The organism is Pseudomonas sp. RC10, from assembly GCF_038397775.1.
GTDB lineage: Bacteria > Pseudomonadota > Gammaproteobacteria > Pseudomonadales > Pseudomonadaceae > Aquipseudomonas > Aquipseudomonas bambusae.
In genome coordinates this window covers 4,148,352-4,174,596 of the sequence record NZ_CP151650.1, presented here as the reverse complement: position 1 = coordinate 4,174,596, position 26,245 = coordinate 4,148,352, and the positions used below count along the sequence as shown (strand labels likewise).

22 protein-coding genes are annotated in these 26,245 nt (G+C 61.5%); 8 read left to right on the top strand and 14 right to left on the bottom strand.

Annotated features, from left to right (window positions below; all coding sequences use genetic code 11):
* The first annotated feature begins 37 nt into the window (after positions 1–37).
* Positions 38–883 carry an amidohydrolase family protein gene (locus AAEO81_RS19115; protein WP_341958546.1) on the top strand — a complete coding sequence of 282 codons (846 nt, stop codon included), beginning with the start codon at positions 38–40 and terminating at the stop codon, positions 881–883.
* Between the two features lie 128 nt (positions 884–1,011).
* Here AAEO81_RS19115 and AAEO81_RS19110 read toward each other — a convergent pair whose 3' ends face one another.
* Complete coding sequence (locus AAEO81_RS19110; protein ID WP_341958545.1) at positions 1,012–1,905, bottom strand: LysR family transcriptional regulator; 894 nt, start codon at positions 1,903–1,905, stop codon at positions 1,012–1,014.
* A 155-nt stretch (positions 1,906–2,060) separates the two neighbouring features.
* On the opposite strand from AAEO81_RS19110, the gene AAEO81_RS19105 reads away from it, so the two are divergent.
* Positions 2,061–3,410, top strand: a complete 1,350-nt coding sequence (locus AAEO81_RS19105; protein WP_341958544.1) for an SAF domain-containing protein — start codon at positions 2,061–2,063, stop codon at positions 3,408–3,410.
* 109 nt (positions 3,411–3,519) lie between these two features.
* On the top strand, positions 3,520–4,848 hold the full coding sequence (locus AAEO81_RS19100; protein ID WP_341958543.1) for an MFS transporter: 1,329 nt from the start codon (positions 3,520–3,522) through the stop codon (positions 4,846–4,848).
* A gap of 158 nt (positions 4,849–5,006) precedes the next feature.
* On the opposite strand, the gene AAEO81_RS19095 is transcribed toward AAEO81_RS19100, so the two are convergent.
* From AAEO81_RS19095 to AAEO81_RS19080, 4 genes are all read right to left on the bottom strand, one after another.
* Positions 5,007–6,355, bottom strand: a protein-coding gene (locus AAEO81_RS19095; protein WP_341958542.1) for an IS3 family transposase whose coding sequence is annotated in 2 segments (ribosomal slippage) — positions 5,007–5,888 and positions 5,891–6,355 — 1,347 coding nt in all. Because the reading frame shifts where the segments join, the coding sequence is not laid out codon by codon here.
* 241 nt (positions 6,356–6,596) lie between these two features.
* A complete protein-coding gene (locus tag AAEO81_RS19090) occupies positions 6,597–8,030 on the bottom strand; it encodes an efflux transporter outer membrane subunit (protein ID WP_341958541.1) in 1,434 nt (477 codons plus the stop codon).
* Positions 8,014–9,180 (bottom strand): efflux RND transporter periplasmic adaptor subunit, encoded by a 1,167-nt coding sequence (locus AAEO81_RS19085; RefSeq protein ID WP_341958540.1) that lies wholly within the window; start codon positions 9,178–9,180, stop codon positions 8,014–8,016. The genes AAEO81_RS19090 and AAEO81_RS19085 overlap by 17 nt, the downstream gene beginning before the upstream one ends.
* Entirely contained in the window at positions 9,170–12,412 is a 3,243-nt protein-coding gene (locus tag AAEO81_RS19080; protein WP_341958539.1) for an efflux RND transporter permease subunit, read from the bottom strand. Before AAEO81_RS19080 ends, AAEO81_RS19085 begins: the two co-directional genes overlap by 11 nt.
* A gap of 206 nt (positions 12,413–12,618) precedes the next feature.
* Here AAEO81_RS19080 and AAEO81_RS19075 point away from each other — a divergent pair, with 206 nt between their 5' ends.
* The 3 genes from AAEO81_RS19075 (at position 12,619) to AAEO81_RS19065 (ending at position 14,313) form a co-directional block, all read left to right on the top strand.
* The gene (locus AAEO81_RS19075) at positions 12,619–13,029 is read left to right on the top strand and encodes a hypothetical protein (RefSeq protein ID WP_341958538.1); all 411 of its coding nucleotides are present in this window, start codon (positions 12,619–12,621) and stop codon (positions 13,027–13,029) included.
* Positions 13,030–13,438: 409 nt separating this feature from the next.
* On the top strand, positions 13,439–14,158 hold the full coding sequence (locus AAEO81_RS19070; RefSeq protein WP_341958537.1) for a zeta toxin family protein: 720 nt from the start codon (positions 13,439–13,441) through the stop codon (positions 14,156–14,158).
* Positions 14,155–14,313: a hypothetical protein gene (locus AAEO81_RS19065; protein ID WP_341958536.1), complete on the top strand. Its 159-nt coding sequence runs from the start codon at positions 14,155–14,157 to the stop codon at positions 14,311–14,313. The genes AAEO81_RS19070 and AAEO81_RS19065 overlap by 4 nt, the downstream gene beginning before the upstream one ends.
* A gap of 47 nt (positions 14,314–14,360) precedes the next feature.
* Here the strand turns inward: AAEO81_RS19065 and AAEO81_RS19060 are convergent, their stop codons facing one another.
* The 3 genes from AAEO81_RS19060 to AAEO81_RS19050 form a co-directional block, all read right to left on the bottom strand.
* A complete protein-coding gene (locus AAEO81_RS19060) occupies positions 14,361–15,752 on the bottom strand; it encodes a HAMP domain-containing sensor histidine kinase (RefSeq protein WP_341958535.1) in 1,392 nt (463 codons plus the stop codon).
* Positions 15,730–16,413 carry a response regulator transcription factor gene (locus tag AAEO81_RS19055; protein ID WP_166596829.1) on the bottom strand — a complete coding sequence of 228 codons (684 nt, stop codon included), beginning with the start codon at positions 16,411–16,413 and terminating at the stop codon, positions 15,730–15,732. The genes AAEO81_RS19060 and AAEO81_RS19055 overlap by 23 nt, the downstream gene beginning before the upstream one ends.
* A 206-nt stretch (positions 16,414–16,619) precedes the next feature.
* Positions 16,620–17,513: a formate/nitrite transporter family protein gene (locus tag AAEO81_RS19050; RefSeq protein ID WP_341958534.1), complete on the bottom strand. Its 894-nt coding sequence runs from the start codon at positions 17,511–17,513 to the stop codon at positions 16,620–16,622.
* Positions 17,514–17,666: 153 nt separating this feature from the next.
* Here AAEO81_RS19050 and AAEO81_RS19045 point away from each other — a divergent pair, with 153 nt between their 5' ends.
* Positions 17,667–18,152, top strand: coding sequence for a GNAT family N-acetyltransferase (locus tag AAEO81_RS19045; protein WP_341958533.1), 486 nt, complete (start codon positions 17,667–17,669; stop codon positions 18,150–18,152).
* A gap of 314 nt (positions 18,153–18,466) precedes the next feature.
* Here AAEO81_RS19045 and pncA read toward each other — a convergent pair whose 3' ends face one another.
* The 5 genes from pncA to AAEO81_RS19020 all read right to left on the bottom strand — a co-directional run bounded on the left by pncA (position 18,467) and on the right by AAEO81_RS19020 (position 23,852).
* Positions 18,467–19,117, bottom strand: a complete 651-nt coding sequence (gene pncA / locus AAEO81_RS19040; protein ID WP_341958532.1) for a bifunctional nicotinamidase/pyrazinamidase — start codon at positions 19,115–19,117, stop codon at positions 18,467–18,469.
* Positions 19,117–20,082, bottom strand: coding sequence for a D-2-hydroxyacid dehydrogenase family protein (locus AAEO81_RS19035; RefSeq protein ID WP_341958531.1), 966 nt, complete (start codon positions 20,080–20,082; stop codon positions 19,117–19,119). Before AAEO81_RS19035 ends, pncA begins: the two co-directional genes overlap by 1 nt.
* A 206-nt stretch (positions 20,083–20,288) precedes the next feature.
* Positions 20,289–20,942 (bottom strand): DUF1345 domain-containing protein, encoded by a 654-nt coding sequence (locus tag AAEO81_RS19030; RefSeq protein ID WP_341958530.1) that lies wholly within the window; start codon positions 20,940–20,942, stop codon positions 20,289–20,291.
* Between the two features lie 147 nt (positions 20,943–21,089).
* On the bottom strand, positions 21,090–22,433 hold the full coding sequence (gene gudD, locus AAEO81_RS19025; RefSeq protein ID WP_341958529.1) for a glucarate dehydratase: 1,344 nt from the start codon (positions 22,431–22,433) through the stop codon (positions 21,090–21,092).
* A 60-nt stretch (positions 22,434–22,493) separates the two neighbouring features.
* The gene (locus tag AAEO81_RS19020; RefSeq protein ID WP_341958528.1) at positions 22,494–23,852 is read right to left on the bottom strand and encodes an MFS transporter; all 1,359 of its coding nucleotides are present in this window, start codon (positions 23,850–23,852) and stop codon (positions 22,494–22,496) included.
* Positions 23,853–24,192: 340 nt separating this feature from the next.
* On the opposite strand from AAEO81_RS19020, the gene AAEO81_RS19015 reads away from it, so the two are divergent.
* Entirely contained in the window at positions 24,193–24,906 is a 714-nt protein-coding gene (locus AAEO81_RS19015; RefSeq protein WP_341958527.1) for a FadR/GntR family transcriptional regulator, read from the top strand.
* 181 nt (positions 24,907–25,087) lie between these two features.
* On the opposite strand, the gene AAEO81_RS19010 is transcribed toward AAEO81_RS19015, so the two are convergent.
* Positions 25,088–26,239: an alpha/beta fold hydrolase gene (locus AAEO81_RS19010; RefSeq protein ID WP_341964569.1), complete on the bottom strand. Its 1,152-nt coding sequence runs from the start codon at positions 26,237–26,239 to the stop codon at positions 25,088–25,090.
* Between the last annotated feature and the right edge of the window lie 6 nt (positions 26,240–26,245).

Sequence of the window (26,245 nt, the reverse complement as noted above, 5' to 3'; positions counted from 1 at the left end):
ACCCCGGCACCGCGTATTCCTTCGATAGATGAGACCCATGTCCGAGACCTTTCCCGCGTCGATTCTTGGCATCGACGGCCACGCACACGTATTCAGCAGGGAGCTGGATCTGACATCGGCACGACGCTACTCACCCGACTACGACGCCACGCTGGCCTTGTATCTTCAAAACCTGCGAAGCCATGGTCTGAGCCACGGCGTGCTGGTGCAACCGAGCTTTTTGGGCACCGACAATAGCTACTTGCTCGACGCGCTGAAACAGGCGCCGGGCCCGTTGCGCGGTGTGGTGGTGGTCGAACGCGACATCGCCCGTGCCGAGCTTGACGAGATGGACCGGCTGGGCGTGGTCGGGCTCCGCCTGAACCTGATGGGCAAGGCACTGCCGGATTTTTCCGAGCCGCAGTGGAAGGTGTTGTTCGCGCATGTGGCCGAGCTGAACTGGCACGTGGAGCTGCACCGCCATGTGGCGGACCTGCCGGGGCTGATTCGTGCGCTGATGCCGTTCGGGGTCAAGGTCGTCGTCGACCATTTCGGTCGACCCGATGCGCGCTTGGGTCTGGAGCAACCGGGCTTTCGCGAGATGCTGGAGCTGGGTTTGGGCGGACAGGTCTGGATGAAGGTTTCGGGCATCTATCGGCTGGAAGGCAGCGAGCAGGAAAACCTCGACTTCGCCCGCGCCGCATTGCCGCTGCTGGTGCAGAGCTTCGGCCCGCAGCGGTTGGTGTGGGGCAGTGACTGGCCGCATACGCAGCATGAAAAGCAGATCAGCTACGGCACGGTGGTCGAGCAGTTGCAGGCGTTGGATTGTTCGCCACAGGTGATGCGCTCGTTGTTGATCGAAGCGCCGCAGGTGTTGTTCGATTTTTCGGTGGTTGAGGCGTGAGCCAGATTCATTGATACACGCACATTCTGTAGGAGCGCGCTTGCCCGCGATTGCGTGGTGTCAGCCCCCGCATTTGTCACAGGCAAACCGCAATCGCGGGCAAGCGCGCTCCTACAGGTCCTGATCTTTCAAATCCGCCAGAACAACGGTTCCCGCGCCACTTCGCGCTCCAGAAACTGCTGCATCACTTTCACCCGCGCCAGCTCGCACGTGTCAGCGTGGGTAATGATCCAGTACGTGCGGTTGATCTTCTGGCTGGGCAAAATCTGCCTCAGCCCCGCCTCGCCACGGGCCATGAAACACGGCAGCACGCCCAATCCCACGCCCGCCCGCACCGCCGCGAGTTGGCTGATCACGTTGGAAATGCGAATCCCCGGATGAATCACCGGGATCTGCCCCCGAAAATAATTCAGCTCCGGCGTCCACATCAGGTCTTCCACGTACCCCACCCACTTGTGCTGGGTCAGTTGCGCGACTGAGTCGATGGCGTCATGCCGCGCCAAGTACGACGGCGCGCCATAAATCCCCAATTCGTAATCCACCAGCTTGCGCGCATGCACCCGGCCGTGATCCGGGCGCGCCATGGCAATCGACAAATCCGCCTCGCGTTTCGACAGGCTGAAATGGCGCGGGTTGGCCACCAGTTCCACTTCCAGTTGCGGGTGATCGGCCATCAGACGCGGTAACCGCTCCGCCAGAAACCAGGTGCCGAAACCTTCGGGCGTGCCGATGCGCACGGTCCCCGACACGCTGTGCTGCGCATCCTGCAACCGGGTTTGCAGGCGCAGGCTGATGCTTTCGATGGACTCCGCTTCCTGAATAAGCGCCTCACCTTCCTGAGTCAGGGTGTAGCCCGTGGCGCGGCGGTCGAACAGCTTGACCCCCAGCGCCGCTTCGAGGCTCGCCAGTCGGCGGCTCAAGGTCGAGTGATCGAGGTTCAGACGTTGCGCCGCGACCGTCAGACGGCCTGTGCGGGCAATCGCCAGAAAGGTTTGCAAGTCGTTCCAGTTAAAAGCGTCCATGTGGTTTTTTGCACATCCGGTAGTGGGCAAAGGCTCATTCATCCGCAGAAATACTAATGCTAGATTCGAATCTCCACAAACGGTGACGAGGACGACACCCGCCCCGCACACCGTTTACGTAGCGGTCCATAACAACAAAAGAGGACGTACCCCTCATGATGCTGATTGATCAACTGCAACAACGTCAGGCCGACGGCAAGCCGGTTCGTGTCGGTCTCATCGGCGCAGGCAAATTCGGTTCGATGTACCTTTCACAGGCCCGCCGCACGCCGGGCATTCACCTGATCGGCATCGCTGATCTGTCGCCTGAACGCGCCCGCAACGCCTTGGCGCGGGTGGGCTGGAGCCCCGAGCAATACGCCGCGCGCTCCTTCGACGACGCCGTTCGCAACCAGACCACCTACATTCAGGACGACGCCCAGGCGCTGATTTCCAATGGCCAGGTCGATGTGATCATCGACGCCACGGGCAGCCCGGCGGCAGGGATTCGTCACGCCTTGCTCTGCTGCGAACACCGCAAACACATCATCATGGTCAACGTCGAAGCCGACGTGCTGGCAGGTCCCTTGCTGGCGCAGAAAGCGGCCGAGGCCGGGATCGTCTATACCATGGCCTACGGCGATCAACCGGCGTTGATCGTCGAGCTGGTGGACTGGGCCCGGACGTCGGGTTTCGAAGTGGTCTGCGCGGGCAAGGGCACCAAATACCTGCCGGCTTATCACACCTCGACCCCCGACACCGTCTGGGGCTATTACGGCTTTACCGAAGAGCAGGTCGGCTCCGGCGATTTCAACGCGCAGATGTTCAACTCGTTTCTCGACGGCACCAAATCGGCGCTGGAAATGGCCGCGGTGTCCAACGCCACCGGCCTGACCCCGGCGGCCACGGGCCTGGCGTTTCCGCCCTGTGGCGTGGACGACTTGCCGACGCTGTTGCGGCCACGGGACATCGGCGGAATTCTTTCTCACTCCGGGACGGTCGAGGTGATTTCCTCGCTGGAGCGCGACGAGCGCCCGGTGTACCGCGACCTGCGCTGGGGCGTGTACGTGACGTTCAAGGGGCACAGCGATTACGTGCGCGACTGCTTCTCGCAATACGGCGTACGCACGGACCCGACCGGCGAGTACGCCTCGCTGTACCGGCCGTACCACATGATCGGTCTGGAGCTGGGCATTTCCGTGGCCCAGGCCGCGCTGCTGGGTCGTGCGACGGGGGCCACCAACGGCTTCCGCGGCGATGTGGTGGCGACGGCCAAACGCGACCTGCAAGCGGGCGAAAAACTGGACGGCGAGGGCGGGCATCGGGTGTACGGCAAGCTCATGCCAGCGGTGGATTCCCTGGCCATGGGCGGCCTGCCGATCGGTCTGGCCCACGGCGTGGTGCTGAACCGTCCGGTGGCAGCGGGCCAACCGGTGCGCTGGAGTGACGTCACGGCGGACCTGTCGATTCAGGCGGTGCGGGTGCGCAAGGAAATGGAGGAAGTCTTTCAAGCGACGTTGCGGTAACCGAGGGCGCACTGCATTCAGGCCCGCGTCGGCTGTCAGGCACTCTGTCTGGCCGTCGGCGCACAGGGTCTTCCAACAATAAAAAGATCTTCAGAAAGAAGAGGAATGTATGTCGAATATCACCGAAGCCGTCGTCGCCGAGACGACCAGCCAGACGACTGCGCAGGCCGCAAGCAAGGTCGATGTGTATCGCAAGATCGCCTGGCGGATCATGCCGTTCATTATCTTCTGTTACCTCACCGCGTACCTCGACCGGGTCAACGTCGGTTTCGCCAAATTGCAGATGATGCAGGATCTGCAATTCAGTGATGCCATCTACGGCTTCGGCGCCGGGGTGTTCTTCATCGGCTACTTTTTCTTCGAAGTGCCGAGCAACCTGATCCTGCACCGGGTTGGCGCACGCATCTGGATCGCGCGGATCATGATCACCTGGTCGATCATCTCCGCCGCCATGCTCTTCGTGCAGACGCCGATGCATTTCTACATCGCACGTTTCCTGCTCGGCGTGGCCGAAGCCGGGTTTTCGCCAGGCATCATGCTGTACCTGACGTACTGGTTTCCGTCGAAGAAACGTGGTCTTTCGCTCGGGCTGTATTACATCGCCATCCCGCTGGCCGGGGTCATTGGCGGGCCGATTTCCGGGATCATCATGGCGACGCTGAAAGACTCGACCGTCATGGCCAACTGGCAATGGTTGTTCCTGCTCGAAGCCATTCCGTCGTTCATCGCCGGTATTGCCGTGCTGTTTCTGATGGTTGATAAACCCGCCAAGGCCAAATGGCTGACCGACGCGCAGAAGCAGGAAATACAGAGTGACCTGGCGCGGGAAGACGCGGTGAAAACCGAACACGCCAGCGTGCGCAGCTTCATGGGCGACCGCAACATCTGGAAGCTCACGGCAGTGTATTTCTGCCAGATCATCGGGCTGTACGGCATCAGCTTCTGGCTGCCGTCGCTGATCAAGCAATCCGGGATTCAGGACGTGGCCTACGTGGGCTGGATTTCAGCGATCCCGTACCTGGTGGCGCTACCCGCGATCATCATTTCCGGCATGACGGCCGACCGCACCGCCAGGCGCCGACAGCATTTCTCCGAGGCGTTGTTGATCGGGGCCCTGGGGTTCATCGTCTGTCCGTTGGTGGGCGCCAACCCGGTGCTGGTGGTGCTGGCGCTGTGCGTCGCGACCGCCGGGGTGCTGTCCGCGCTGTCGCTGTTCTGGGGCATTCCATCCGCGTTTCTTGCCGGGGTCTCGGCTGCGGCGGCGATTGCCGGGATCAACTGCATGGGCAACCTCGCCGGGTTCGTGTCGCCGTACATGGTGGGGTGGCTGAACACCGCAACCGGGCACACCGACACCGGGCTGTATGCAGTGGCGGCGTTCCTGACCTTGGGCGCGCTGTTGGTGTGGCAAGTGCCCAAGGCGTTGGCGGATCGGTGATTTGAATGCTACCCAAAACCCTGTAGCAGTCCGGCTTGCCGGCGGTGGCAATTTCATGGACGCCACCGCCGGCGAGCCGTGCTGCTACAGGAAGTCTGCGTGGATGATCAAGCCATGTTCGACGCCTGATCTGAACTGCCCCCCAAAAGTTGGACAGTTTACGCCTCAGCCTGAGTCCTGTATTCAACAGGACTCATGCCATTGAGCCTCAGCTTGATGCGGTCATGGTTGTAGTAATGAATGTACTCATCCAGGCCCGCCTTCAATTCTTCCACACTCTCGAAACGCTTCAGGTAGAAAAACTCTGACTTCAGCGTGCCGAAAAAACTCTCTATCGCCGCATTATCCAGGCAATTGCCTTTGCGGGACATGCTCTGCTTCACGCCTTTTTCGCTGAGTGCGTGGCGATAGCGTGGCTGTTGGTAGTGCCATCCCTGGTCCGAATGAACGACCAGTTTGGGCGCGTCTCCCAAGCAAGCCAACGCCTTGTCGAGCATGTTCCCCACCAACTCGTAGTAAGGCCGACTGGCTGTTTCGTACGCGATGATTTCGCCGTTGTACAAATCCATCACAGGAGACAAGTAGAGCTTCTGCTGACCCACTTTGAACTCGGTGACGTCGGTTACCCACTTCTGTTTTGGCCGGGGTGCATGAAAATTACGCTCCAGCAGGTTCGCGGCGATTTTGCCAACAGTCCCCCGGTAGGAACGGTATTTCTTGGGCCGTACGACCGATTGCAAACCCTGTTCGGCCATCAGCCGTTCGATGACCTTCTTGTTGACCAGCGTTCCTTCCTTTCTGAGCGCAAGCGCAATACGCCGATAGCCATACAGCCCTCTCTGCTTGTGATATTCCTGCTGCACCCGTTCCTTGAGCGCCGCATGCCGGTCCGGTTTCTGCTCAGCCTTGACCTGGTAATAGAAGGTGCTGCGTGCCAGCCCGACCAGCTCAAGGAGGTCGGGCAATGGGAATCGGTGCTTGAGTTTGCGGACGATCAGGACTTTTTCCCCCGTGTTCGCTCCTTTTCCTCGCGCAGGGCCTTGAGCTCCTTTAGGACAGCGTTCTCCATGCGCATGTACTCAAGTTCAGCCATCAACTGCTCTCGTGGCTTTTGTGCATCGTTGGTGTCGGTGGGTTTGGCGGGTTTGATTTTCATGGGCGTGTCGGCTGGCTGGATGGCAGTAGGGGTGACAGGACTGTCACTGTAATACTGGCGTTGCCAGATGCCTATCAGGGAGGACCGCCCAAGGTCAAAATGCGCAGCGGTCTGGCGTAGCGAAAGTCGATGCTCATGCATGTAGGTCAAGACTTGGCGCTTGAAATCCTCGCTGTACCGCCGCGCATACGACATTGGCTTGATGCTGTTGCCAGTCCGATAACTGGCGACCCAGCGTCGAAGGAGACTGAAGTCGATGCCAAAATGTCTGGCCACTGTTCGGAAGCCGTTGGTACCGTTTAGGTAGGCGGTGACCGCCGTGAGCTTGAACTGCTCGGTGTACTTGATCATAGATCCCCCAGGGGTTGGATGGGTGTCCAACTTCTTGGGGGCAGTTCAATCTGTGGGAGACGCCGGAGGTTACGACGGCAGCGAATGCGGTGTGTCAGGCAGGACGCCTTCGCCACTGTCGTAACCTCCAGCAGCTCCCACAGGTTCGGCGGCGTTCACCAGATTTCGATGCACCGCAAAAACCTGTAGGAGATGCCGGAGGTTACGACGGTTCGGGCCGCGGTCGGACGAAAGCGGTGAGTCAGTCATTGGAAAAGGAACTGCTCCACCCTCCACCCAACGCCACCGCCAACCCGACACTGGCCTGCAACCGGCTGGTGTCCACTTCCTGCAACCGCCGCTGCGCCTGCAAGGCGGTGGTCTGCGCGGTCACCACTTCCAGATAATTCAGCGCCCCCGCTTCATAACTGTTGGTCGCGATCTGTTCGGCGCTGTGGGCGGCGTCGACGGCGGCTTGCTGGTCTTGGGATTCCTGCTGCAAATCCCGCAATTGGCCCAAGTTATCTTCCACTTCGCGCACCGCCTTGAGCACTTGGCTGTGGTACTGCGCGGCGGCTCCTTCGAACTCGGCCTTGGCCTGACGCTCGTTGGCGTTGCGGCGTCCGCCGTCGAAGATCGGCAGGTTCACCAGCGGCCCCAGTGCCCAATAACGATTGGCCGCCGCCAGCAGATTGCCGCTGCCCTGTGTCTGCCCGCCGAGCAGGCCGGTGAGGCTGAAATCCGGGTACCACGCGGCTTTGGCGACGCCGATGTTGGCGTTGGCTGCGAACACCCGACGCTCTGCGGCCGCCACGTCAGGCCGTTGTTGCAACAGGCTGCCGGGCAAGGCATGAGGGATGTCCGGCTGTTTCAACGATTCAGCGTCGTGAACCAGGGCGAAGTCGCTCGGCAGGACGCCCACCAGCTCGGCGATGGCGTGTTCGCTCAGGTCACTTTGCGCTTTGACATCGTCCAGTTGCGCCTGGGCTTCGGCCAACTGGCTCTGGGCGCGGGAGAGGTCAAGCTCCGAGGCGATCTTGCCTTCGTAACGGTCTCGGGTCAGTTGCAGGGCCTGGGTGTAGTCGTCTAGCGACGCCTTGAGAATTCGGCTCTGCGCGTCCAGTCCGCGCGCTTGCACGTAAAGGGTCGCGAGTTGCTTTTGCAGGCTGAGACGGGCGACGGCCAGGTCGTCCGCCGAAGCTTGGGCCTGCGCGTCTCCCGCCGCCACCTGATTGCGAATCTTGCCCCACAGATCCGGGTCGAAACTCAGGCTGAACCCGGCCGTGTCGCTGTTATAGACCGAGGGCTGGGTATCGCCACGCAAGGGTCTTCGATCCGACTGACGCTGACGCACCGGCGCAACGCTGGCGTTGATCTGCGGAAACAGCCCGGCATGCAACTGGCTGGCGAAGGCCACCGACGCGTCGTAGTGGGCGAGGGCGGCCGCCAGGTCCGGGTTGGCGTTGAGCAGTTGCTGTTGCAGGTCGTCGAGCTGTTTGTCGCCGAACACCTGCCACCACTGGGCCTGCAACTGATCCGCAGGCTGCGCCGGGTGCCACGGGCCTGCGTCCTCCCTGTAATGCTCAGGCAGCGGCACCGCTGGTGCGTGGTAGGTCGGCGCCAGCGAGCAGCCTTGCAGCGTTAACGCGCCTGCGATAACCAGCGCCAGGGTCAGACCCTTAAGCCTTGGGCGCATGGGCACCTCCCGCGTCCGCGAGTTGCACCGGGTCGTTTTCACGGAGGGCATCGGGCGGGTTGTCGATGACCTTGTCGGAGGCTTGCAAGCCTTGGTCAATCACCAGCCGATCCCCAAGGTCCATCGCGATGTGAATGTCGCGCAGGTGCACATGACCGGCCCCGTCCATGGTCGCGACCTGCGTGCCTTTGGCGCGGAAAATCAGTGCGCTCGCCGGGATGCTCATCCCATGGCTGCCTGCGGCAATGGGCAGGGTCGCGTCGGCGTAATCACCCGGCAGCAGCGCGCCATCGGGGTTGTTGGCCACGAACTGGGCCAGCAACGTGCCGGAGCGCGGATCGACGGCGGTGGAGTCGCCGAGCAGGGTCGCCTTGTAGGTTTGTGCGGGGTGCTCGGGAACGCTGAGCTGCACCTGCATGCCGGGGCGGATGACGCTGGCGTAGTTCTGCGGAATCGGCACATAGAGGCGCAGTCGATGGGTGTCGGCCATGCTGAACAACGGGGTGCCGCCGCCATCGTCGGCCTTGATCAACTGGCCGATGTCGGTGTTACGCGCGGTGATCGTGCCGCTGAACGGCGCCCGAATCGTCTTGTACGCGGCCAAGTCGGTGAGGCGCTGGTAGTCCGCCTCCGCCGCTTGCACATCGGCCTTCGCAGCGGTGGCGGCGGAGACTTTCTCGTCCACTTCCTGTTGCGACACCGAATGCGTGGCGAGCAAGTGTTGCCAGCGCTCGGCGGTGGTCTGGGCGATGCGCGCCTGGGCCTGTTGCTGGGCAAGGTGCGCGTGGGTTTGCGCCAGTTGTTGATCCAGCTCGGGGCTGTCGATGTGGGCCAGCACCTGACCGGCCTGCACCTGCGTGCCGATGTCGGCGGCCCAGTCTTTCAGGTAGCCGCTGACCCGGGCATTGATCGAGGCTTTGCTCCAGGCGTCGAGGCGTGCGGGCAATTGTAGCGTGTCGGCTTGGGCGTTTTGCGAAGGCGAGACCACCGTGACCACTGGCACCGACTGGCTTTCAGTCCAGTCCGCGACGGCGTGATCATGGCGGGTGCGAGCGGCGAGGCCATTGGCGACCAAAAGTGCCGCCAGGGTCAGGCCGCCGATGCCGGTGAGCATCAGGCGTTTGCGCGAAGGGGCGTGTTCAGACGACATGGGGTGTTTCTCCATCGGTAGCGCTGGCGGGGGTAATAGCAGAGATGGGTTTCGAGTGGCGGTGCACGAGGCTGAACACCACGGGCACGAACAGCAGGGTGGCGGTGGTGGCGAGGATCAACCCGCCAATGACGGCACGGCCCAGCGGCGCGTTCTGCTCCTGAGAAATGGCCAGTGGCAGCATGCCGATGATCATTGCCAAAGCCGTCATGCACACCGGGCGGAAGCGGGTGTACCCGCCTTCCAGCGCGGCGAGCAGCGCGTCGCCGTGTTCGGCCAGACGCTCGCGGCAGAAACTCACGACCAGAATCGAGTTGGCCGTCGCCACGCCCATGCACAAAATCGCCCCGGTCAGCGTCGGCACCGACAGCGACGTGCCGCTGAGGAAGAGCATCCAGACGATCCCGGCCAGTGCCGCTGGCAATGCCGTGATGATCACGAAGGGGTCGATCCACGACTGGAAATTGATCACGATCAGCAGATAGATCAGCACCACCGCGCCGAGCAGGCCGAAACTCAAGCCGCTGAAGGCTTCGTGCAGCGCGTCGATCTGGCCGTGCAGGCTGACCACCGCACCTTTGGGCCGCAGGTGCGCCATGTCGTCGATGACCTTTTGCACGTCCTTGGCCACACCGCCGAGATCACGGCCCTGAACGTTGGCGAACAGGTCCAGCGTCGGCTGAATGTTGTAATGGGTGACCACAGCGGGGCTGTCCACGCGTTTGATCGTTGCCAGGCCACCGAGGATCTGTGACTGCCCGTCGCTGCCGGTGATCGGCAGGGCTTCCAACGTCGGCAGGCTGTCCAGCCGGTATTGCGGGGTCGCGGCGACCACGGAATAGGACACGCCGTTTTTCGGGTTCAGCCAGTAGGTCGGCGCCACTTGCGAGGTCCCGGCCAATGAGGCGCCGAGGCTGGTCGTGACGTCTTTTTCGGTGATGCCCAGTTGCTTGGCGCGCAGCCGGTTGACATCCACTTGCAGCGACGGATAGCCCGTGGACTGCTGGATGCGCAGGTCAGCGATGCCAGGAATGTGTTGCAGGCGGCGTTGCAGTTCCAGCGCGTAATCACGGTTGGCGTCGCCGTTGGGCCCGGAAATTTTCAGGTCCAGCGGGGCCGGGTTACCGAAGTTGAGAATCTGGCTGCTGATGTCGGCGGGCAGGAAGGCGAACTGGCTGCCGGGGAAACTCTGGGGCAGGGCTTCGCGCAGGCGTTTGACGTAGTCGGCAGTGGGCGCGTGGCCTTCTTTCAGGGTGACCTGAATGTCGCCGTCCTGCGGACCGATGGTGCCGCTGCTGCTGTAGGCCATGTCGATGCCGCTGAGCGGGATGCCGATGTTGTCGATCACGGTGTCCAGCTCATCGCCGGGAATGATCTCGCGGATGCGCTGCTCGATGCGGTCGAAGTCGGCGGCGCTTTCCTCGATCCGCGTGCCCAGCGGCAGGCGCACGTGCATCGACAAGGCGCCTGCATCGGTGGCCGGGAAGAAGTCTTCCCCCAGACTCGGCAACAACGCAAAGCTGGCCAGCACGCAGGCGAGAAATCCCAGCAGAAATGCTTTGCGACGTTTCAGTGCCAGTCCCAGCAGCCCGTGGTAGACGTCGCGAATCGCCGAGAAGCGTTTCTCGAAACCTTGCTGAAAACTCAGCGCGCCGCGCAGGATCACGTTGCGCTGACGGCCGTGCTGATCGCCCTCGTGGTGATTAATGAAGGCGTCTTCCGGGTGATGACCGGGGCCGGTTTCGAGCACGTGGGGCTTGAGCAGAAACATCGCCAGCGTCGGCACCAGCGTGCGCGACAACAGAAACGAGCTGCCCATGGCGAAGATGACTGCCAGCGCCATCGGCCGGAAAAGGTAACCGGCGATGCCCTGCAGCATGAACATCGGCACGAACACGATGCAGATGCACAGCAGCGAGACGAACGCCGGGCCGACGATTTGCTTCGCGCCGTCCATGATCGCGTCCTTCACCGCCTTGCCTTGTTCCAGGTGCCAATTGATGTTCTCGATGGTCACCGTGGCGTCGTCCACCAGAATCCCCACCGCCAGCGCCAGCCCGCCGAGGGTCATGACATTGAGGGTTTGCCCGGTGACCGAGAGCAGAGCGATGGCCGACAGCACGGCCAGTGGAATCGACGCGGCGATGATCAGCGTCGAACGCCAACTGCCGAGGAACAGCAGGATCATCACGCTGGTCAGCAGGGCGGCGATGATGCCTTCCCGCGCCACGCTGCCCACCGACTCTTTTACGAATACCGAGGCATCACCGAGCAGCGAGGTTTTCAACTCGGGCGGCAGGGTTTCGTTGATCAGCGGCAGCATGTTGCGGATGTCGTCGACGATCGACAGGGTCGAGATGTTGCCGTTTTTCAACGCGGGCATCAGCACCGCACGACGGCCATCGACCCGGACGATGTTGGTCTGCGGCGGCGAGCCGTCCCGCACGTGAGCGACTTGACCGATGGTGATCAGCGCGCCGTCGACGGTCTTGATCGGCAGGTCGTTGAGCTCGTTGATCGCCTGCGGGCTGTTGTTCAACAGGACCGTGTATTCGTCGGTGCCCATCTTCGCCGTGCCCACCGGAATGATCTGGTTGCCAGCGGCCAGCGCGTTGCCGACGTCCTGCGCCGACAGGCCCTTGGCGGCGAGTGCCTGCGGGTCGAGGTCGAGGGTGATCTGCCGCTGCTTGCCGCCCATGGGCGTTGGCATGGCGAGGCCCGGCACGGCGCTGAGGGGCAGGCGAATGCTGTTTTGCACGAGGTCGCGAATCCGCGCTTCCGACAGGGTCGGGCTGGAAAAGGCCATTTGCAGGATCGGCACGGTCGAGGCGCTGTAGTTGAGGATCAGCGGCGGCGTGATCCCGGCGGGCATCTGTTTGAGCACGGTTTGTGACACCGCCGTCACCTGGGCGTTGGCGGTGCGAATGTCCACGCCGGGCTGGAAGAAAATCTTGACGATGCCCATGCCGGGCAAGGATTGCGATTCGATGTGCTCGATGTCGTTGACCGTGGTGCTGAGCGAGCGCTCGTAGGTGTAGATCACCCGACCGGCCATGGCGTCCGGCGACAGCCCCGCGTACTGCCAGACCACCGCCACCACCGGAATGCCGATGTCGGGGAACACGTCTGTGGGCGTCTTGACCGCCGCCATCGGCCCGACAATACAGATGAAAATCGCCAACACGATAAACGTGTAGGGCTTGAGCAATGCAGTCCTGACCAGCCCGAGCATGCCTGAAACCTCCTATTCGAATGGGCGCAGTCTTGGGGCCGGGACCTAACAGGCAGCTTTCGCCCAGATGAACAAATCGTTAGTCCCGCGCACAAGGAGCTTTCATGGGGGATTCATTTGTGGTTCATCCGGGCGGCGCGCAGCCTTTAATCGTTGAAATTCACCCTGCACCACAGGGACTTTTTCTTTCCAATGAGGGTTGTGTCATGAACGCCAAATCACTGTTGCTCGTGCCCATGCTGGGGCTGGTGGCTGTCCTGTCTGCGTGTGCGGGTCCTATGCCGAAAGCCGATCCCACCGAGGCGTGGATCGGGTTGCAGGAAGAGCCTTCCGGGGTCTTGATGGCCGAGGACCTGGACGGGAAGCGGCTGAACGATGGCCGGTATTTCGATGTGAAGCCGGGGGCACACACGCTGGACTTGGATTTGATCGTCGACGGCAATGGCGACGACGGGCAGATGAATTGCGAAGCGGGGATCAGCTTCAACCAGTTCAAGGCGGGCGAGCATTACAAACTGGTGGAGTCGAGCCTGGGCGAGGAATACCGGGTGAAGCTTGAGGATTCCCAAGGGCACCAGATCGGTCGCAGCCGGGACTTCACGTGCATGCCGGGGTGATGTGATCAACAGCGTCCCGGTGTAGCACGCCGGCGCACCGGGCTTTTCCTGTGGGCGCGAATTCATTCGCGAAGGGGCGGGTACATCCGCAGTATCTCCACCGCCTGAACCGTCTTTCGCGAATGAATTCGCTCCTACAGGTTTTGCGTCACGACACGATTACGCGATCGACATCAACCCCCTGTAGCCGTCCGGGCCTCCACTGTGGGAGCGAATTCATTCGCGAAGGGGCCGGTACATCCACAGCATCTCTATAGCCTGAACGCTACGGCCTCCTGCTATCCCATATCCGTGAATGCTCGGCAGCGCATCCTGTTTCTGCGTGTTGCGTCGGATAGGCAGGGTCCGTAAACCTACCAATACTGCGTGCCAATCAAATGGGTCAACTCATTGAAAGGACGTAGGGGAAATGGATTCAGCCGAACAACAGATTGCGGATGAGGCGGTGGCATTTGCCAAGGCGAACAGGCGGGAGATTGCAAGAAGGCTGACGAGCCTTTCATTTTTTCCACCCGATGATTTTCCCGTGTCCATTTTCATGGCCGGGTCGCCGGGTGCGGGTAAAACAGAGGCGTCGCTGGAGTTTCTCGCTCGATTTGAAACCCCTACGGTGCGGATTGATCCAGACCTTCTCAGAGGCGAAATTCCGTCTTATACCGGGGGCAATTCTTACCTGTTTCAGCGCGCGATTTCCGTGCTGGTGGACAAAGTCCATGACCAGGTGCTTAAGCAGAATCAGTCCTTTTTGTTGGATGGCACATCGGCGAATTTTGACGTCGTCGCGCGCAACATTCGCAGATCCTTACGCAAACAACGTTTCGTGCTGATTTTGTACGTTTACCAAGATCCTGAATTGGCTTGGAGGTTTGTGGCGGCAAGGGAGCAGGTGGAAGGTCGGAACATTCCTCCGCATGAGTTCATCAGGCAGTACTTCAGCGCTCGAGAGGTCGTTAATCGACTCAAAACTGAATTCGGGCATGCTGTGACCGTGGATGTCCTCATCAAGAATGAGAACGGGACCACGCGAATGTACCGAGAGAACATCCAGCGAATTGACGATCATATCCCTGAAAAATATGATCAGACTTCGCTGGCAAGGATGCTTAACGCCAATGAGGGAAAAATATGAGTTCGCCGGAAAAAACAGATACATCTTTCAAACGCACGCTTTCAGACTTCGTCCGCAACGCCACTTCCGAAGAGAAAGAGCGCGTCTACCAAGAAGTCATGAAGAAAGCCTGGGAGCGTCAGGACCGGATCATTGAGAAGGCCCGCAACCTGTAACCCGAATCCCGCACACCAAAGCCGCCCCTCAAGGCGGCTTTGTCGTTTCAGCCCAGCGCCGTCACCTGCCGACACTCCAGCACCAGGCTCGCGCCGCCGGAGGGGCTGTTGCCGATGCGCAGTTTGAAGCCGTGGAGGTTGACGATGGCGGCGACGATGGAGAGGCCGAGGCCGAAGCCGCTGTGGTTGTTGCCGGTTTCGCTGCGGTAGAAGCGTTTGAACACCGCTTCGCGTTCGGCGTCGGGGATGCCGGGGCCGGTGTCCTGGACTTCGATGAACGTGGTGTCGCCCTCGGCCCGGGCGATCATCAGCACCTGGCCACCGGCCGGGGTGAATTTGATCGAGTTGCTGAGCAGGTTCGATAACGCTTCGAACAACAGCGCCCGGTCGCCCACCAGCGGCGGCAGCCGTTCCGCGACTTTCAGGTGCAGTGAGACGCGACCTTCTTCGGCCAGTGGCAGATAGAAATCGAACAGCTCATGCAGCAGCGGCACGGGATCGAGTTGGCCGAAGGCGGAGCGGCGCTGATGGTCTTCCAGCTCGGAAATGCGCAGCAAGCCCCGGAAACGGGCCATCAGGGTGTCGGCATCGGCAATCACTTGCGCCATCTGTTCGCCCTGGGGCGAATGTTCCGGGGATTGCTGCTGAATGCGGTACAGCTGCGCCCGCAGCCTGGTCAGCGGGGTGCGCAGGTCGTGGGCGATGTTGTCGCAGACGCCTTTGACCTCGTTCATCAGCCGCTCGATGCGGTCGAGCATGGCGTTGACAATATCGGCGAGCATGTCGATCTCGTCCCGACGGTCCGAGACCGGCAGGCGCTTGGTCAGGTCGCCGATGACGATGGCTTCGGCGCTGGCCTGAATCGCGCCGATACGCCGCAAGGGTCGACGGCGCAGCAGGTGCCAACCCAAGGCGCCAGGGATGATCGTCAGCGAGACGCCCCAGAGCAACGCACGCAGGATGAGCGTGGCCACGGCGAACAGTGAACCATTGTCCCGGACCAGCACCAGCCAGCGGTTGTCCATCGTGTGAATGGCCACGGCATCGCAACTGGCGCGCGGCAGGTTCGGGTCGTCGGAATCGATGCAGGTGTCCAGCTCCTGGATTTCACCGGTCAGCTTCAGGCCCTCAGGAATCTCGCGGATCGGCCCGGCGATGGGCTGGAGGTCCTTGTCGAACAGGCCATAGGCGTCGACGGTGCGGATGTCGAAGCGCTCGCTGGTGTGCAGCGCGTCGTCCAGTTGGACGCCTTCGAAGCGCGAGAACAGTTGCTGGCGCTGCATCAACGAGTGGCGGGCGAGGTTGTTCAGGTAACTGGTGACTTCCCAGTACAGCACCCCCATGAGGATGCTGCTCCAGGCCACGAACAGAAAACTGTAAAGCGCCAGCAGCCGGCTGCTGGAGGAGCGCCAGCCCTTAGACGGGTTCGGCAATGACATAACCTGAGCCTCGAACGGTACGTATAAGCGGCGTCAGGGTAGGGGGATCGATTTTCTTGCGCAAGCGACCAATGTGCACATCAATGAGGTTGGTGCCGGGGTCGAAGTGATAACCCCAGACTTCCTCGAAAATCATCATGCGGGTGATGATCTGTCCGTTGTTGCGCATCAGGAATTCCAGCAGCTTGTATTCGGTGGGCAGCAGGTTCAGTGGCTGCCCGGCGCGGCTGGCTTCGCGGGTGATCAGGTTCAGCTCCAGATCGCCGACCTTGAGCATGGTTTCGGCCTGGGTGACGGGGTTGCTGCGGCGCAGCAGGACCTCGACCCGAGCGGCCATTTCGTCGGAAGCGAAAGGTTTGGAGAGGTAATCGTCGCCCCCGGCGCGCAGGCCACGGACGCGTTCATCGACGTCGGACAAGGCGCTGATCATCAGGATCGGCGTGGCAATGCCGAGGGCGCGCATGGTGGTGACAATCGCCAGACCGTCTACTTCGGGCAGCATGCGGTCGAGGGTGATGAGGTCGTAATCGCCGCTGACGGCGCGCACTAACCCCTCACGGCCATTGTCGACCCAATCCACCTGGAGGCCATGGCTGCTTAACTCGGCGACGATTTCCTTGGCGGTGACGGCATCGTCTTCGATTGTCAGAATTCGGGTCATTGGAGTGCCTGAACCACGTTGCGACTGGAGACTTGCATTTTGCCTTTAAACGTAGCCGGTATTTCTTAAAAATTATTTAAGTACACCGATCTGCCATCTTGCACGGGCCCTGTAGGAGTGAGCTTGCTCGCGAAGGCGAGTTATCGGTCAACAGATGTGGCACAGGCACACCGCTATCGCGAGCAAGCTCACTCCTACAAAGGTTCTCACGCGCCTTCGGGGTTTGCGCTGTCCTTCGGCGGTTGTTTGGGACGACGTTCTTTCTTCGGCGTCCCGCTCTCACTTCGAATCTGCGCATGGCTGATCAGCGCGAAGATAAAGCTCCCGCCGATGATATTCCCCGCGAGGGTCGGCCCGGCGAACACCAGCCAGAACTCTTTCCACGACAATTCCCCGGCGAACACCAGGTACGAGACCTCCGCCGAGCCGACCACGATGTGGGTGAAATCCCCCAGCGCCATCAGGTAGGTGATCATCAGGATGATCCACATCTTGGCGTTTTCCATGGAGGGGATCATCCAGACCATGGTGGCGATCATCCAGCCGGAGACGATGCCCTTGGCGAACATCTGCGTGGTGCCGTTTTCCATCACCTTGCGGCCGATGTCCAGAAAGGCGGCGTCGGTCTTGGTGTCGAAAATCGGCAGTTCCAGCATCACGTACGCCACCAGCAGCGTGCCGCACAAGTTGCCCACCAGCACCACACTCCAGAGCCGCAGGAGACGGCCGAAATTGTTCAGCGTCGGCTTGCTCATCACCGGCAGCACGGCCGTCAGGGTGTTTTCAGTGAACAGTTGCTGACGGGCAAGGATCACCGCAAGAAACCCGGCGCTGTAGCCAACGCTGGCGATCACCTTGAACGCTTCGCCGTCCGGCAGCCGCGAGTTGAGCAGCCCCATGGCCATCAGCGACAGGCCCATGGTCAGGCCCGCGGCCAATGCCGACCAGAACAGCGCGGCGACGTTGCGCTCCAGCTCCTGATCGCCCTGCATGCGGATCGTCTCGTGCAGCACGGCGGCGCGGGGTGGCTGGTTCTCGTCGATGTCGCGTTCTTCCTCGGGGGTAAGGCCGGGGGTCTTGCCGTCTTGTTCAGTGTCCATGCTGCTTCTCTTGGGTAGTCTGGCGGTTTGCTGAGGGAGACGGTCAGTTTTTTTCGGTGTACCTGCTGCGCCGTGCTGTTGGTTGAGACACAATCCGCTCCCCGTCGTTCGCCCCTGCGCGGCGGCCTTTTCATTGATTCGGGAGACCCCACCGTGACCCTTCATATTCGAGACGCCACCCGCGCCGATGCGGCCGTGATTCTGGGCTTCATCACCGAGCTTGCGATCTACGAAAAAGCCGAGCACGAGGTCAAGGCCAGCGTCGCCGACATCGAGCGCAGCCTGTTTGACGAGCCGTCACCGGCCAAGGCGCTGATTTGCCTGCTGGACGACCAGCCCATCGGTTTTGCGGTGTATTTCCTCAGCTACTCGACGTGGCAGGGCCGCAAGGGGCTGTACCTGGAAGACCTGTTCGTGTCTGCCAGCCAGCGCGGGATTGGCGCGGGCAAGCAACTGCTGCGGCATCTGGCGAAGATCGCCCATGACACCGGATGCGGTCGTTTCGAATGGAGCGTGCTGGACTGGAACCAGCCCGCGATCGATTTCTATAAATCGATTGGCGCCGAGCCGCAGGACGAGTGGGTGCGGTATCGGATGGAAGGGGAAGGGTTGAAACGGTTTGCGTTGGGTAACGAGTAGGCCGGCAAGGCGCATGACCTGTAGGCGCGAATTCATTCTGGGCGGCATTCTGACGAGAGGCCGGTACAGACGGCATGTCTCCATTGGCCATGCCTACGTCTCGCGAATGAATTCGCTCCCACAGGGGTTCGATATCGCCACGAAATGTGCGGCCTGACGCAGGTTTAACTGTGGGAGCGAATTCATTCGCGAAGGTGGGACAGGCGATGGAGATGTGCAGGCTGTACCAACCTTTCGCGAATGAATTCGTTCCCACAGAGAATCGTCAGCGCACGCCAAGCCCCAGCCTGGCGAGAAGGCGACGGGTATCCGGTTCAGCCCGTCAGATCAGCACTATCAATCCGCACCACACCCGCTGCCGTCAGGTCCTGCCACGCCGTTTCCAGCGACCCGCCGAGGTCGATCGCCTTGCACGCGTCAGCGATCACCCACGTATTGAACCCCGCCGTCCGCGCATCCAGCGCCGACCACGCCACGCAGAAGTCCAGCGCCAGGCCGACCACGAACACGCTGTCGACCCCGCGCTCCTTCAAATACCCCGCCAGCCCGGTCTGGGTCGTGCGATCCGCCTCGACGAACGCCGAATAACTGTCGATCCCGGCGTTGCAGCCTTTACGCAGGATCAACTGCGCTTGGGGAATGTCGAGGTCGGCGTGCAGTTCGGCGCCGCCCGTGGCCTGAACGCAATGATCCGGCCATAGCGTTTGCGGTCCGTAAGGCAGGGTGATGCTGTCGAACGGTGCGCGCCCGGCATGGCTCGACGCGAACGAAATGTGCTCGGCCGGGTGCCAGTCTTGCGTGATCACCACGTTGCGAAACTGCGCGCCCAGGCGGTTGATCAGCGGCACCAACTGATCACCCTCGGCCACTGCGAGCGCGCCACCGGGCATGAAGTCGTACTGCATGTCGATGACCAACAGCGCGGCACGAGGGTCTGAAGGGGGCCGGGAGAGGGCGACGGCCATCAGCCAAACACCCGAATCGGCGAACCCGCGTGCCAGGCCTGAATGTCCTCGATCATCTGGCTGAAAAACATCCGGTAGTTGTTCTCCGTGACATAGCCGACGTGAGGCGTCGCCAGCAGGTTTGGCAGGCTGCGGAACGGATGATCGGCGGGCAGCGGCTCGATGCCGTACACGTCCAGCCCCGCCCCGGCGATTTTCTTCTGCTTGAGCACGTCGACCAGCGCCTCTTCATCGACAATCGGCCCGCGTGCCGTGTTGACCAGATAGGCCGTGGGCTTCATGCGGTTCAGCGAAGCGGCGTCCACCAAACCCCGGCTGCGATCACTCAGCACCAGGTTGACCGAGATGATGTCCGACTGCTCGAACAATGCCTCTTTGCTGACGTAGGTCACGCCATGTTCGGCGGCCCGTTCGGCGGTGAGGTTTTCGCTCCAGGCAATGACCTTCATGTCGAAGGCCAACGCGTAGCGGGCGATCTTCTGGCCAATGCTGCCGAGGCCGACAATCCCCAGAGTCTTGCCATACAGGTCGCTGCCAAGGCCGATCTGCCAGTTGCCCGCGCGCAGGGAGTTGGCCTCGTCGACGATGTTGCGGGTGACGCCCATGATCAGCGCCCAGGTCAGCTCGGGGGCGGCGTATTTATAGCTCTCGGTGCCGACCACCGTGATGCCCAGACGCGCGGCGGCCTTGAGGTCCAGCGCCGCGTTGCGCATGCCGCCGGTGACCAGCAACTTGAGGTTGGGCAACTGGCTGAGCAGGGCATCGTCGAAAATCGTGCGTTCGCGCATCACGCAAATCACGTTGAAGTCGTTGAGGCGCGCGACCATGGTCGCGGTGTCGGCGGGGAAGTCGTGGAGGAAGCTGACCTCGCCAATCGGGTTGAGTACGGTCCAGTCCACCACATTCTGGGCAACGGACTGCCAGTCATCGAGCACGGCAATTCTCAGCGCGGAACCCTGAGTCATTTCGGTTAAGCCTCGTTCAAGAGCACATTGGATTTGTGGAGGCCAACATACGCCTGCTGGATTCAGAGTGAAACCCTCAGACGCGCACGGTAATTGTGGGAGCCGGCTTGCTGGCGAATGCGGTGTGTCAGACGACAGATGTTAAATGGACACACCGCTTTCGCCAGCAAGCCGGCTCCCACAAGGGGGCGGTGTCGGTCCTGTCATCAATTAAACAACCCCGCCGCGATGTTGATCGAAAACCCCAATATCGACGTGTTGAACAGAAACCCGATCAACGACTGCGCCAGCACCACCTTGCGCAAATTTCGGGTCGCCACGCCCACGTCGGACGTCTGCACCGCCACACTGATGGTGAACGAGAAGTACAGGAAGTCCCAGTAATCCGGGTTCTGCTCACCGTCGGCAAACCGCAGCGCCGCGTCGTCGCCGTTCCAGGTGTAAAACATCCGGGCGTAATGCAGGCTGAAAATCACCCCGATCAACAGCCACGACCCGACGATGGTGAACCCGGTAAACGCGTAATGCAGTGCTTTGTCGCTGGAAGACATGTCCTTGATCCCGGCCAGTTCCAGCACGATGGCGGCCAGGCTGGCAATCGCCGCCACACAGACCATCACCAGCACCCAGCCAGCGTTTTCATCCTCGACTTCGGCGATGCGTCGCACGGCTTCGGCGTTGGATTTGAACGTGCGGATCATGATCAGCAGCATGTACACCCAACCGGCGACGTTCCAGGCGATCAGGCATTTGCTGGTGACAGTGATGGCAGGGGCGATGAAGGCGGCAACGATGCCCGCGACAGCACCGAAAGCGATGGCGATGGTCAGGCGAGGGTGGGTCTGGGTCAGATGGGACATGGACGGCTTCACGGCAGTGAGATGCTGGAACCTTAGCACGCCATGAACGGTGGAGCGGATGAAGAAAAACGGCGCGCAAGGGGTTACGCGCCGGTCGCCATATGGCAGTTAACGTGGTTCTGTTTCAGGCAGCGTTGCGAGCCCGTGTTAACGGACCAGGCAAGGCTGCTTATTGTCGAACTTCCAGTTCGGAATCAGGAATTGCATCGCAACGCTGTCGTCCCGCGCACCGAGGCCCATGCCTTTGTACAGCTCGTGGGCCTTGGCCACCTGGTCCATGTCGATCTCGACCCCCAGCCCCGGTTTCTTCGGCACCTGCACGTTGCCGCCGATGATCTGCAGCGGGGCTTTGGTCAGGCGCTGGCCGTCCTGCCAGATCCAGTGGGTGTCGATGGCGGTGATGTTGCCCGGCGCCGCTGCGGCCGCGTGGGTGAACATCGCCAGGGAAATGTCGAAGTGGTTGTTGGAATGCGAGCCCCACGTCAGGCCCCACTCGTTGCACATCTGCGCCACGCGCACTGAACCCTGCATGGTCCAGAAGTGCGGGTCGGCCAGCGGGATGTCCACCGATTGCAGCTGGATCGCATGGCCCATTTCACGCCAGTCGGTGGCGATCATGTTGGTGGCGGTGCGCAGACCGGTGGCGCGGCGGAACTCAGCCATCACTTCACGGCCCGAGTAGCCGTTTTCGGCACCGCACGGGTCTTCGGCGTAGGCCAGCACCTTGTGCTGATCGCGGCACAGGCGGATGGCTTCTTTCAGCGACCAGGCGCCGTTCGGGTCGAGGGTGATGCGGGCTTTCGGGAAACGCTCGGCCAGCGCAGTGACCGCCTCGATTTCCGCGTCGCCGCTCAGGGCGCCGCCCTTGAGCTTGAAGTCTTCGAAGCCATAACGCTCGAACGCCGCTTCCGCCAGACGCACCACGCGCTCCGGGGTCAGGGCTTCTTCATGACGCACGCGGAACCAGTCGTTGTCGGCGTCTTCTTCAGTGCGGTAGGGCAGGTTGGTTTTCTTCTGGTCGCCGACGTAGAACAGGTAGCCAAGCATCTTCACTTCGTCACGCTGCTGGCCTTCGCCGAGCAGGGCCGCGACCGGCACTTCCAGGTGTTGACCGAGCAGGTCGAGCACAGCGGCTTCGATGCCGGTGACCGCGTGAATGGTGATGCGCAGGTCGAAGGTTTGCAGGCCGCGACCGCCTGAATCGCGCTCGGCGAAGGTGCGGCGCACGTCGTTCAAAATCTTCTGGTAGTTGCCGATGGTGCTGCCGACCACCAGGGCGCGGGCGTCTTCCAGGGTCTGACGGATCTTTTCGCCGCCGGGGATTTCACCGACGCCGGTGTGACCCGCGTTGTCTTTCAGGATCACGATGTTGCGCGTGAAATACGGACCATGGGCGCCGCTCAGGTTGAGCAGCATGTCGTCGTGGCCCGCGACCGGGATGACCTGCATGTCGGTGATAACGGGGGTGCTGCCGGAAGTCTGTGTCGTCATGGCGAAATCCTTGGTTGTACAGGGCGCCGCGCGGGCGCCGTTGAATCGGGGTTCAAGTCGTTACGAATGGCTGGGCGTGGCGTCGGGTTTTGACCCTGCGGTGACGGGCGCCGCGCCGGGTTTCGGTGTCGTGCGCACGCTGAACACCAGGATTGCGGCGATGATCGACGTGGCGGTCAGGCCATACAGCCCACCCTGAATCGAGCCGGTCTGTTGTTCGAGGATGCCGAACGCGGTCGGTGCAACGAAGCCGCCGAGGTTGCCCACCGAGTTGATCAGGGCGATCACGCCAGCGGCGATGCGGGCGTCGAGATAGCCTTGCGGGATCGGCCAGAACAGCGACGAGGCCGATTTGAAACCCATCGCCGCGAAGCAGATGGCAACGAAGGCGAACACTGGACCGCCCGTGGTGGACATGAACATCCCGGCAGCCGCGATCAGCAGCGCCGCGGCGACCCAGGCCTGCTGGTGCTTCCACTTCGCCGAGAGGCTGGCGAAGCCGTACATGCAGACGATGGCGATGAACCACGGGATCGAGTTGTACAGGCCGACCTGGAAGTCGCTCATGTTGCCCATCTTCTTGATGATGCTCGGCAGCCAAAACGTCGCTGCGTAGATCGTCAATTGAATGAAGAAGTACATCAGGCAGAACAGGATGATTTGCGGGTCTTTCAGCAACTGGCCGATAGACAGCTTCACCGGGCTGGCGGCTTCACGGGCGCGCTGTTCGGCGTCGATGGTTTCGGTCAGCGCATCTTTTTCCGCCTGGGTCATCCACTTGGCGTCCTGGGGTTTCGAATCCAGCCAGAACCAGACGAACACGCACAGTGCAACGGAGAACAGGCCTTCAATGAGGTACATCCACTGCCAGCCGTGCATGCCCAGGCCCTCGATTTGCAGGAGCATGCCGGACAGCGGGCCAGAGATCAGCGAGGCAAACGCCGAGCCGCTGAGAAAGATGGCGATGGCCTTGCCGCGCTCGACGCCCGGCAGCCAGCGGGTGAAGTAGTAGATCACCCCCGGAAAGAAACCGGCTTCGGCCACGCCCAGCAGGAAGCGCAGGATGTAGAAGTGGGTTTCGTTTTGAATGAAGGCCATGCCAGCCGCGACCAGGCCCCACGTGAACATGATGCGGGTCAGCCAGAGGCGGGCGCCGACTTTCTGCATGAGGATGTTGGAGGGGACTTCGAACAGCGCGTAGGCGACGAAGAACAGGCCAGCGCCGAAACCGTAGGCGGCTGCGCCGATGCCGAGGTCGTGTTCCATGTGACTGCGGACGAAACCGATGTTGACCCGGTCGATGTAGTTGACGATGAACATGATGACGAACAGCGGCAGGATATGACGTTTGACTTTGGAAACCGCCGATTGCAAGACGGAATCGTTGACGTCATCCACTCGTGATGAGGGTGTGTTCACTCTGTTGACTCCCACTGATTATTTTTATGCGGGGCTTTCGTATGTGTGTGACAAGGTGTGCGCGCCTTGTTGTTAGTCATCATACAAGTACGCGTTATCTCCGCAAGCGGTTTTCAAGGGCTTGCGGGAAATATTTCGGTGTCATAGGCTTGCTTGTACGACAAGTTGGACGAGTCTGGTCAAGCCGTCGAGTGGCCTGTTCCACAGGGATTCTCACGGGATTTTCTCAAGACGGGCGAGGTGCGTGGCGATCACTCGTTCCGGTCTGTCGGGTTGAAAAAAGACAAGTGCAATCAGGGCAGATACTCCATCATTCGAGGCCACTGTCAGGACAACCTCCATGCAAACACCCGCTCAAACGCTTCCCAAACGACGGCAGCACAACCTGGCCACGGACCTGGTCACAGACCTCAGTCAGCGGATTCTCATGGGCAGCATCGCGCCGGGGGAAAAGCTGCCGTCCGAGAGTGAAATCGTGCGTCAGCACGGGGTGAGCCGGACCGTGGTGCGGGAAGCGATTTCCAAGTTGCAGGCGTCAGGGCTGGTGGAGACCCATCAAGGCAAGGGCACGTTCGTGCTGCAACGCACCGAGCAGAGCGGCATGCGTTTGAACGTCGAGACCGCGTTCAGCGTGCGTCACATCATCGAACTGCGGCTGGGCCTTGAAACCCAGGCCGTCGCGCTGGCGGCTCAGCGGCGATCCCAGGAACAGCTGTCGGCCATGCGTTTGGCACTGGATGACTATCAGGACCTGCTGGCCAAGGAAGACAGCTGCGTGGAGGCGGACCGCCGCTTTCACCTGCTGATTGCCGAAGCGACGGGCAATCCGTACTTCGTCGAGATCCTGCAGAACCTGGGCAACGCCGTCATCCCCCGCAGCCGCATCGCCACCAGCGAACGGGCTGGCACCAGCCTGACGAACCATGCCTATCTGGCGAATCTGGAGCACGAAGCCATCCTCGCCGCCATCCGCCGCCAGGACCCCGACGCCGCCCGCGCCGCGATGCTGACCCATTTGAGCAACAGCCGAGAGCGGCTGGCGCCGGGGGAGTGAAAGGCTCGGTAGCCAGCAGGTCCCCCCCAAGTCTTGTGTCACCGTGAAATGCGCGCCCTGACACCGACTTAACTGTGGGAGCGAATTCATTCGCGAAATGGCGGTACATCCGACACGTATCTGTCGCCTGCCCAATCCTTTCGCGAATGAATTCGCTCCCACAGGGATACCGCATCCGACCCTAATGAGCTGACTGCAACACCCCCATCATCACGCCCATCTGCCACTGGAAATACGGGTTGAACGTCAACCGCGCAAACACCTTGCCCGGCTCGCGATGCCCCCAGTCCGAGTACCACACCGCATCACCTTTCAAACACTTTTGCATGTCCGCCGCTTCCTGCCCGTTCCAGCAAATCCGCTGACGCCCATCCTGCCCATACAACGGATTTTCCGGCGAGAACAGCAGCCCCATATGGGAAAACTGGGCAATGCGAAACTCTGGCAGGTAGTCAGTGCGCACCAGCACGCGCGGCGATTGGGCGGCGTTCGCCGGTTGATCCCCGTACCAGATCAAGCGGCTGTCCGGATGGCTGAATCGCGCATTGAACGTGTCCAGCACATACGCCGTGTCGAGCACCGAGTCGTGCTGCGTGATCGCAACGAACACCGGCTTGTCGTAAGGCCGCTCTTGAATACGGTCCTGCGCCAGCAAAGCGCTGCGGTAGAACTGGGCGAACCCATTGGTGGGCACATTCAGATAACGAACCGGCGTCTGCATCGGTCGGACGCCATCGTCGGGCTTCGCCAGCCAAGGCCGGAACCAGCCGATGTACTGCGTCACCCAGGCGTAAGTGTTTTCCGGGCGAAACGCAGGAGAAAACAGCACCAGTCCGGCAACGTCCGCATGCGCATAGGCATAATCCAGCACCAGATTGGCCCCGGTGGAAAAGCCCCCCAGATACACCGTCGGCACCTCGCGACGCAGAATCAGCGTCTGTTCGCGCACCACCTGCTGCCATTGCTTGAGCGTCACATCGAGCATGTCCGACGGCTTGCTGCCGTGCCCCGGCAACAACACCGTGCGCACCAGAAAGCCCTGATCGGCCAGCGCCTGCCCCACATCATTGAACGACCAGGGCGAATCCCCCAGCCCATGCACCAACAGAATCCCGCGTTTCACCACCCCCACAGGCCGCCATTCACGGGGCGCGTTCCACTCCAGCTCGGCAGCGTGATCATCGGTTTGAAAGGTGCGGTTCTGCTGAAGCCAGGCCAGGGTCTGTTGGCGATACTCGGCAAAACTCGACTGACCCAACGGCACCTCGGTGGACGCGCAGGCGGGCAGGGTCAGCAGGGGAAGAAGGAACAGGGCGAGGCGGGACAGGGGCAAAGTGGC

Excerpts from the sequence above, each read along its gene's own strand:
- AAEO81_RS19115 (WP_341958546.1), top strand. The coding sequence starts at position 38 with ATGTCCGAGACCTTTCCCGCGTCGATTCTTGGCATCGACGGCCACGCA.
- AAEO81_RS19110 (WP_341958545.1), bottom strand. The coding sequence starts at position 1,905 with ATGGACGCTTTTAACTGGAACGACTTGCAAACCTTTCTGGCGATTGCC.
- AAEO81_RS19105 (WP_341958544.1), top strand. The coding sequence starts at position 2,061 with ATGATGCTGATTGATCAACTGCAACAACGTCAGGCCGACGGCAAGCCG.
- AAEO81_RS19100 (WP_341958543.1), top strand. The coding sequence starts at position 3,520 with ATGTCGAATATCACCGAAGCCGTCGTCGCCGAGACGACCAGCCAGACG.
- AAEO81_RS19090 (WP_341958541.1), bottom strand. The coding sequence starts at position 8,030 with ATGCGCCCAAGGCTTAAGGGTCTGACCCTGGCGCTGGTTATCGCAGGC.
- AAEO81_RS19085 (WP_341958540.1), bottom strand. The coding sequence starts at position 9,180 with ATGTCGTCTGAACACGCCCCTTCGCGCAAACGCCTGATGCTCACCGGC.
- AAEO81_RS19080 (WP_341958539.1), bottom strand. The coding sequence starts at position 12,412 with ATGCTCGGGCTGGTCAGGACTGCATTGCTCAAGCCCTACACGTTTATC.
- AAEO81_RS19075 (WP_341958538.1), top strand. The coding sequence starts at position 12,619 with ATGAACGCCAAATCACTGTTGCTCGTGCCCATGCTGGGGCTGGTGGCT.
- AAEO81_RS19070 (WP_341958537.1), top strand. The coding sequence starts at position 13,439 with ATGGATTCAGCCGAACAACAGATTGCGGATGAGGCGGTGGCATTTGCC.
- AAEO81_RS19065 (WP_341958536.1), top strand. The coding sequence starts at position 14,155 with ATGAGTTCGCCGGAAAAAACAGATACATCTTTCAAACGCACGCTTTCA.
- AAEO81_RS19060 (WP_341958535.1), bottom strand. The coding sequence starts at position 15,752 with ATGTCATTGCCGAACCCGTCTAAGGGCTGGCGCTCCTCCAGCAGCCGG.
- AAEO81_RS19055 (WP_166596829.1), bottom strand. The coding sequence starts at position 16,413 with ATGACCCGAATTCTGACAATCGAAGACGATGCCGTCACCGCCAAGGAA.
- AAEO81_RS19050 (WP_341958534.1), bottom strand. The coding sequence starts at position 17,513 with ATGGACACTGAACAAGACGGCAAGACCCCCGGCCTTACCCCCGAGGAA.
- pncA (WP_341958532.1), bottom strand. The coding sequence starts at position 19,117 with ATGGCCGTCGCCCTCTCCCGGCCCCCTTCAGACCCTCGTGCCGCGCTG.
- AAEO81_RS19035 (WP_341958531.1), bottom strand. The coding sequence starts at position 20,082 with ATGACTCAGGGTTCCGCGCTGAGAATTGCCGTGCTCGATGACTGGCAG.
- AAEO81_RS19030 (WP_341958530.1), bottom strand. The coding sequence starts at position 20,942 with ATGTCCCATCTGACCCAGACCCACCCTCGCCTGACCATCGCCATCGCT.
- gudD (WP_341958529.1), bottom strand. The coding sequence starts at position 22,433 with ATGACGACACAGACTTCCGGCAGCACCCCCGTTATCACCGACATGCAG.
- AAEO81_RS19015 (WP_341958527.1), top strand. The coding sequence starts at position 24,193 with ATGCAAACACCCGCTCAAACGCTTCCCAAACGACGGCAGCACAACCTG.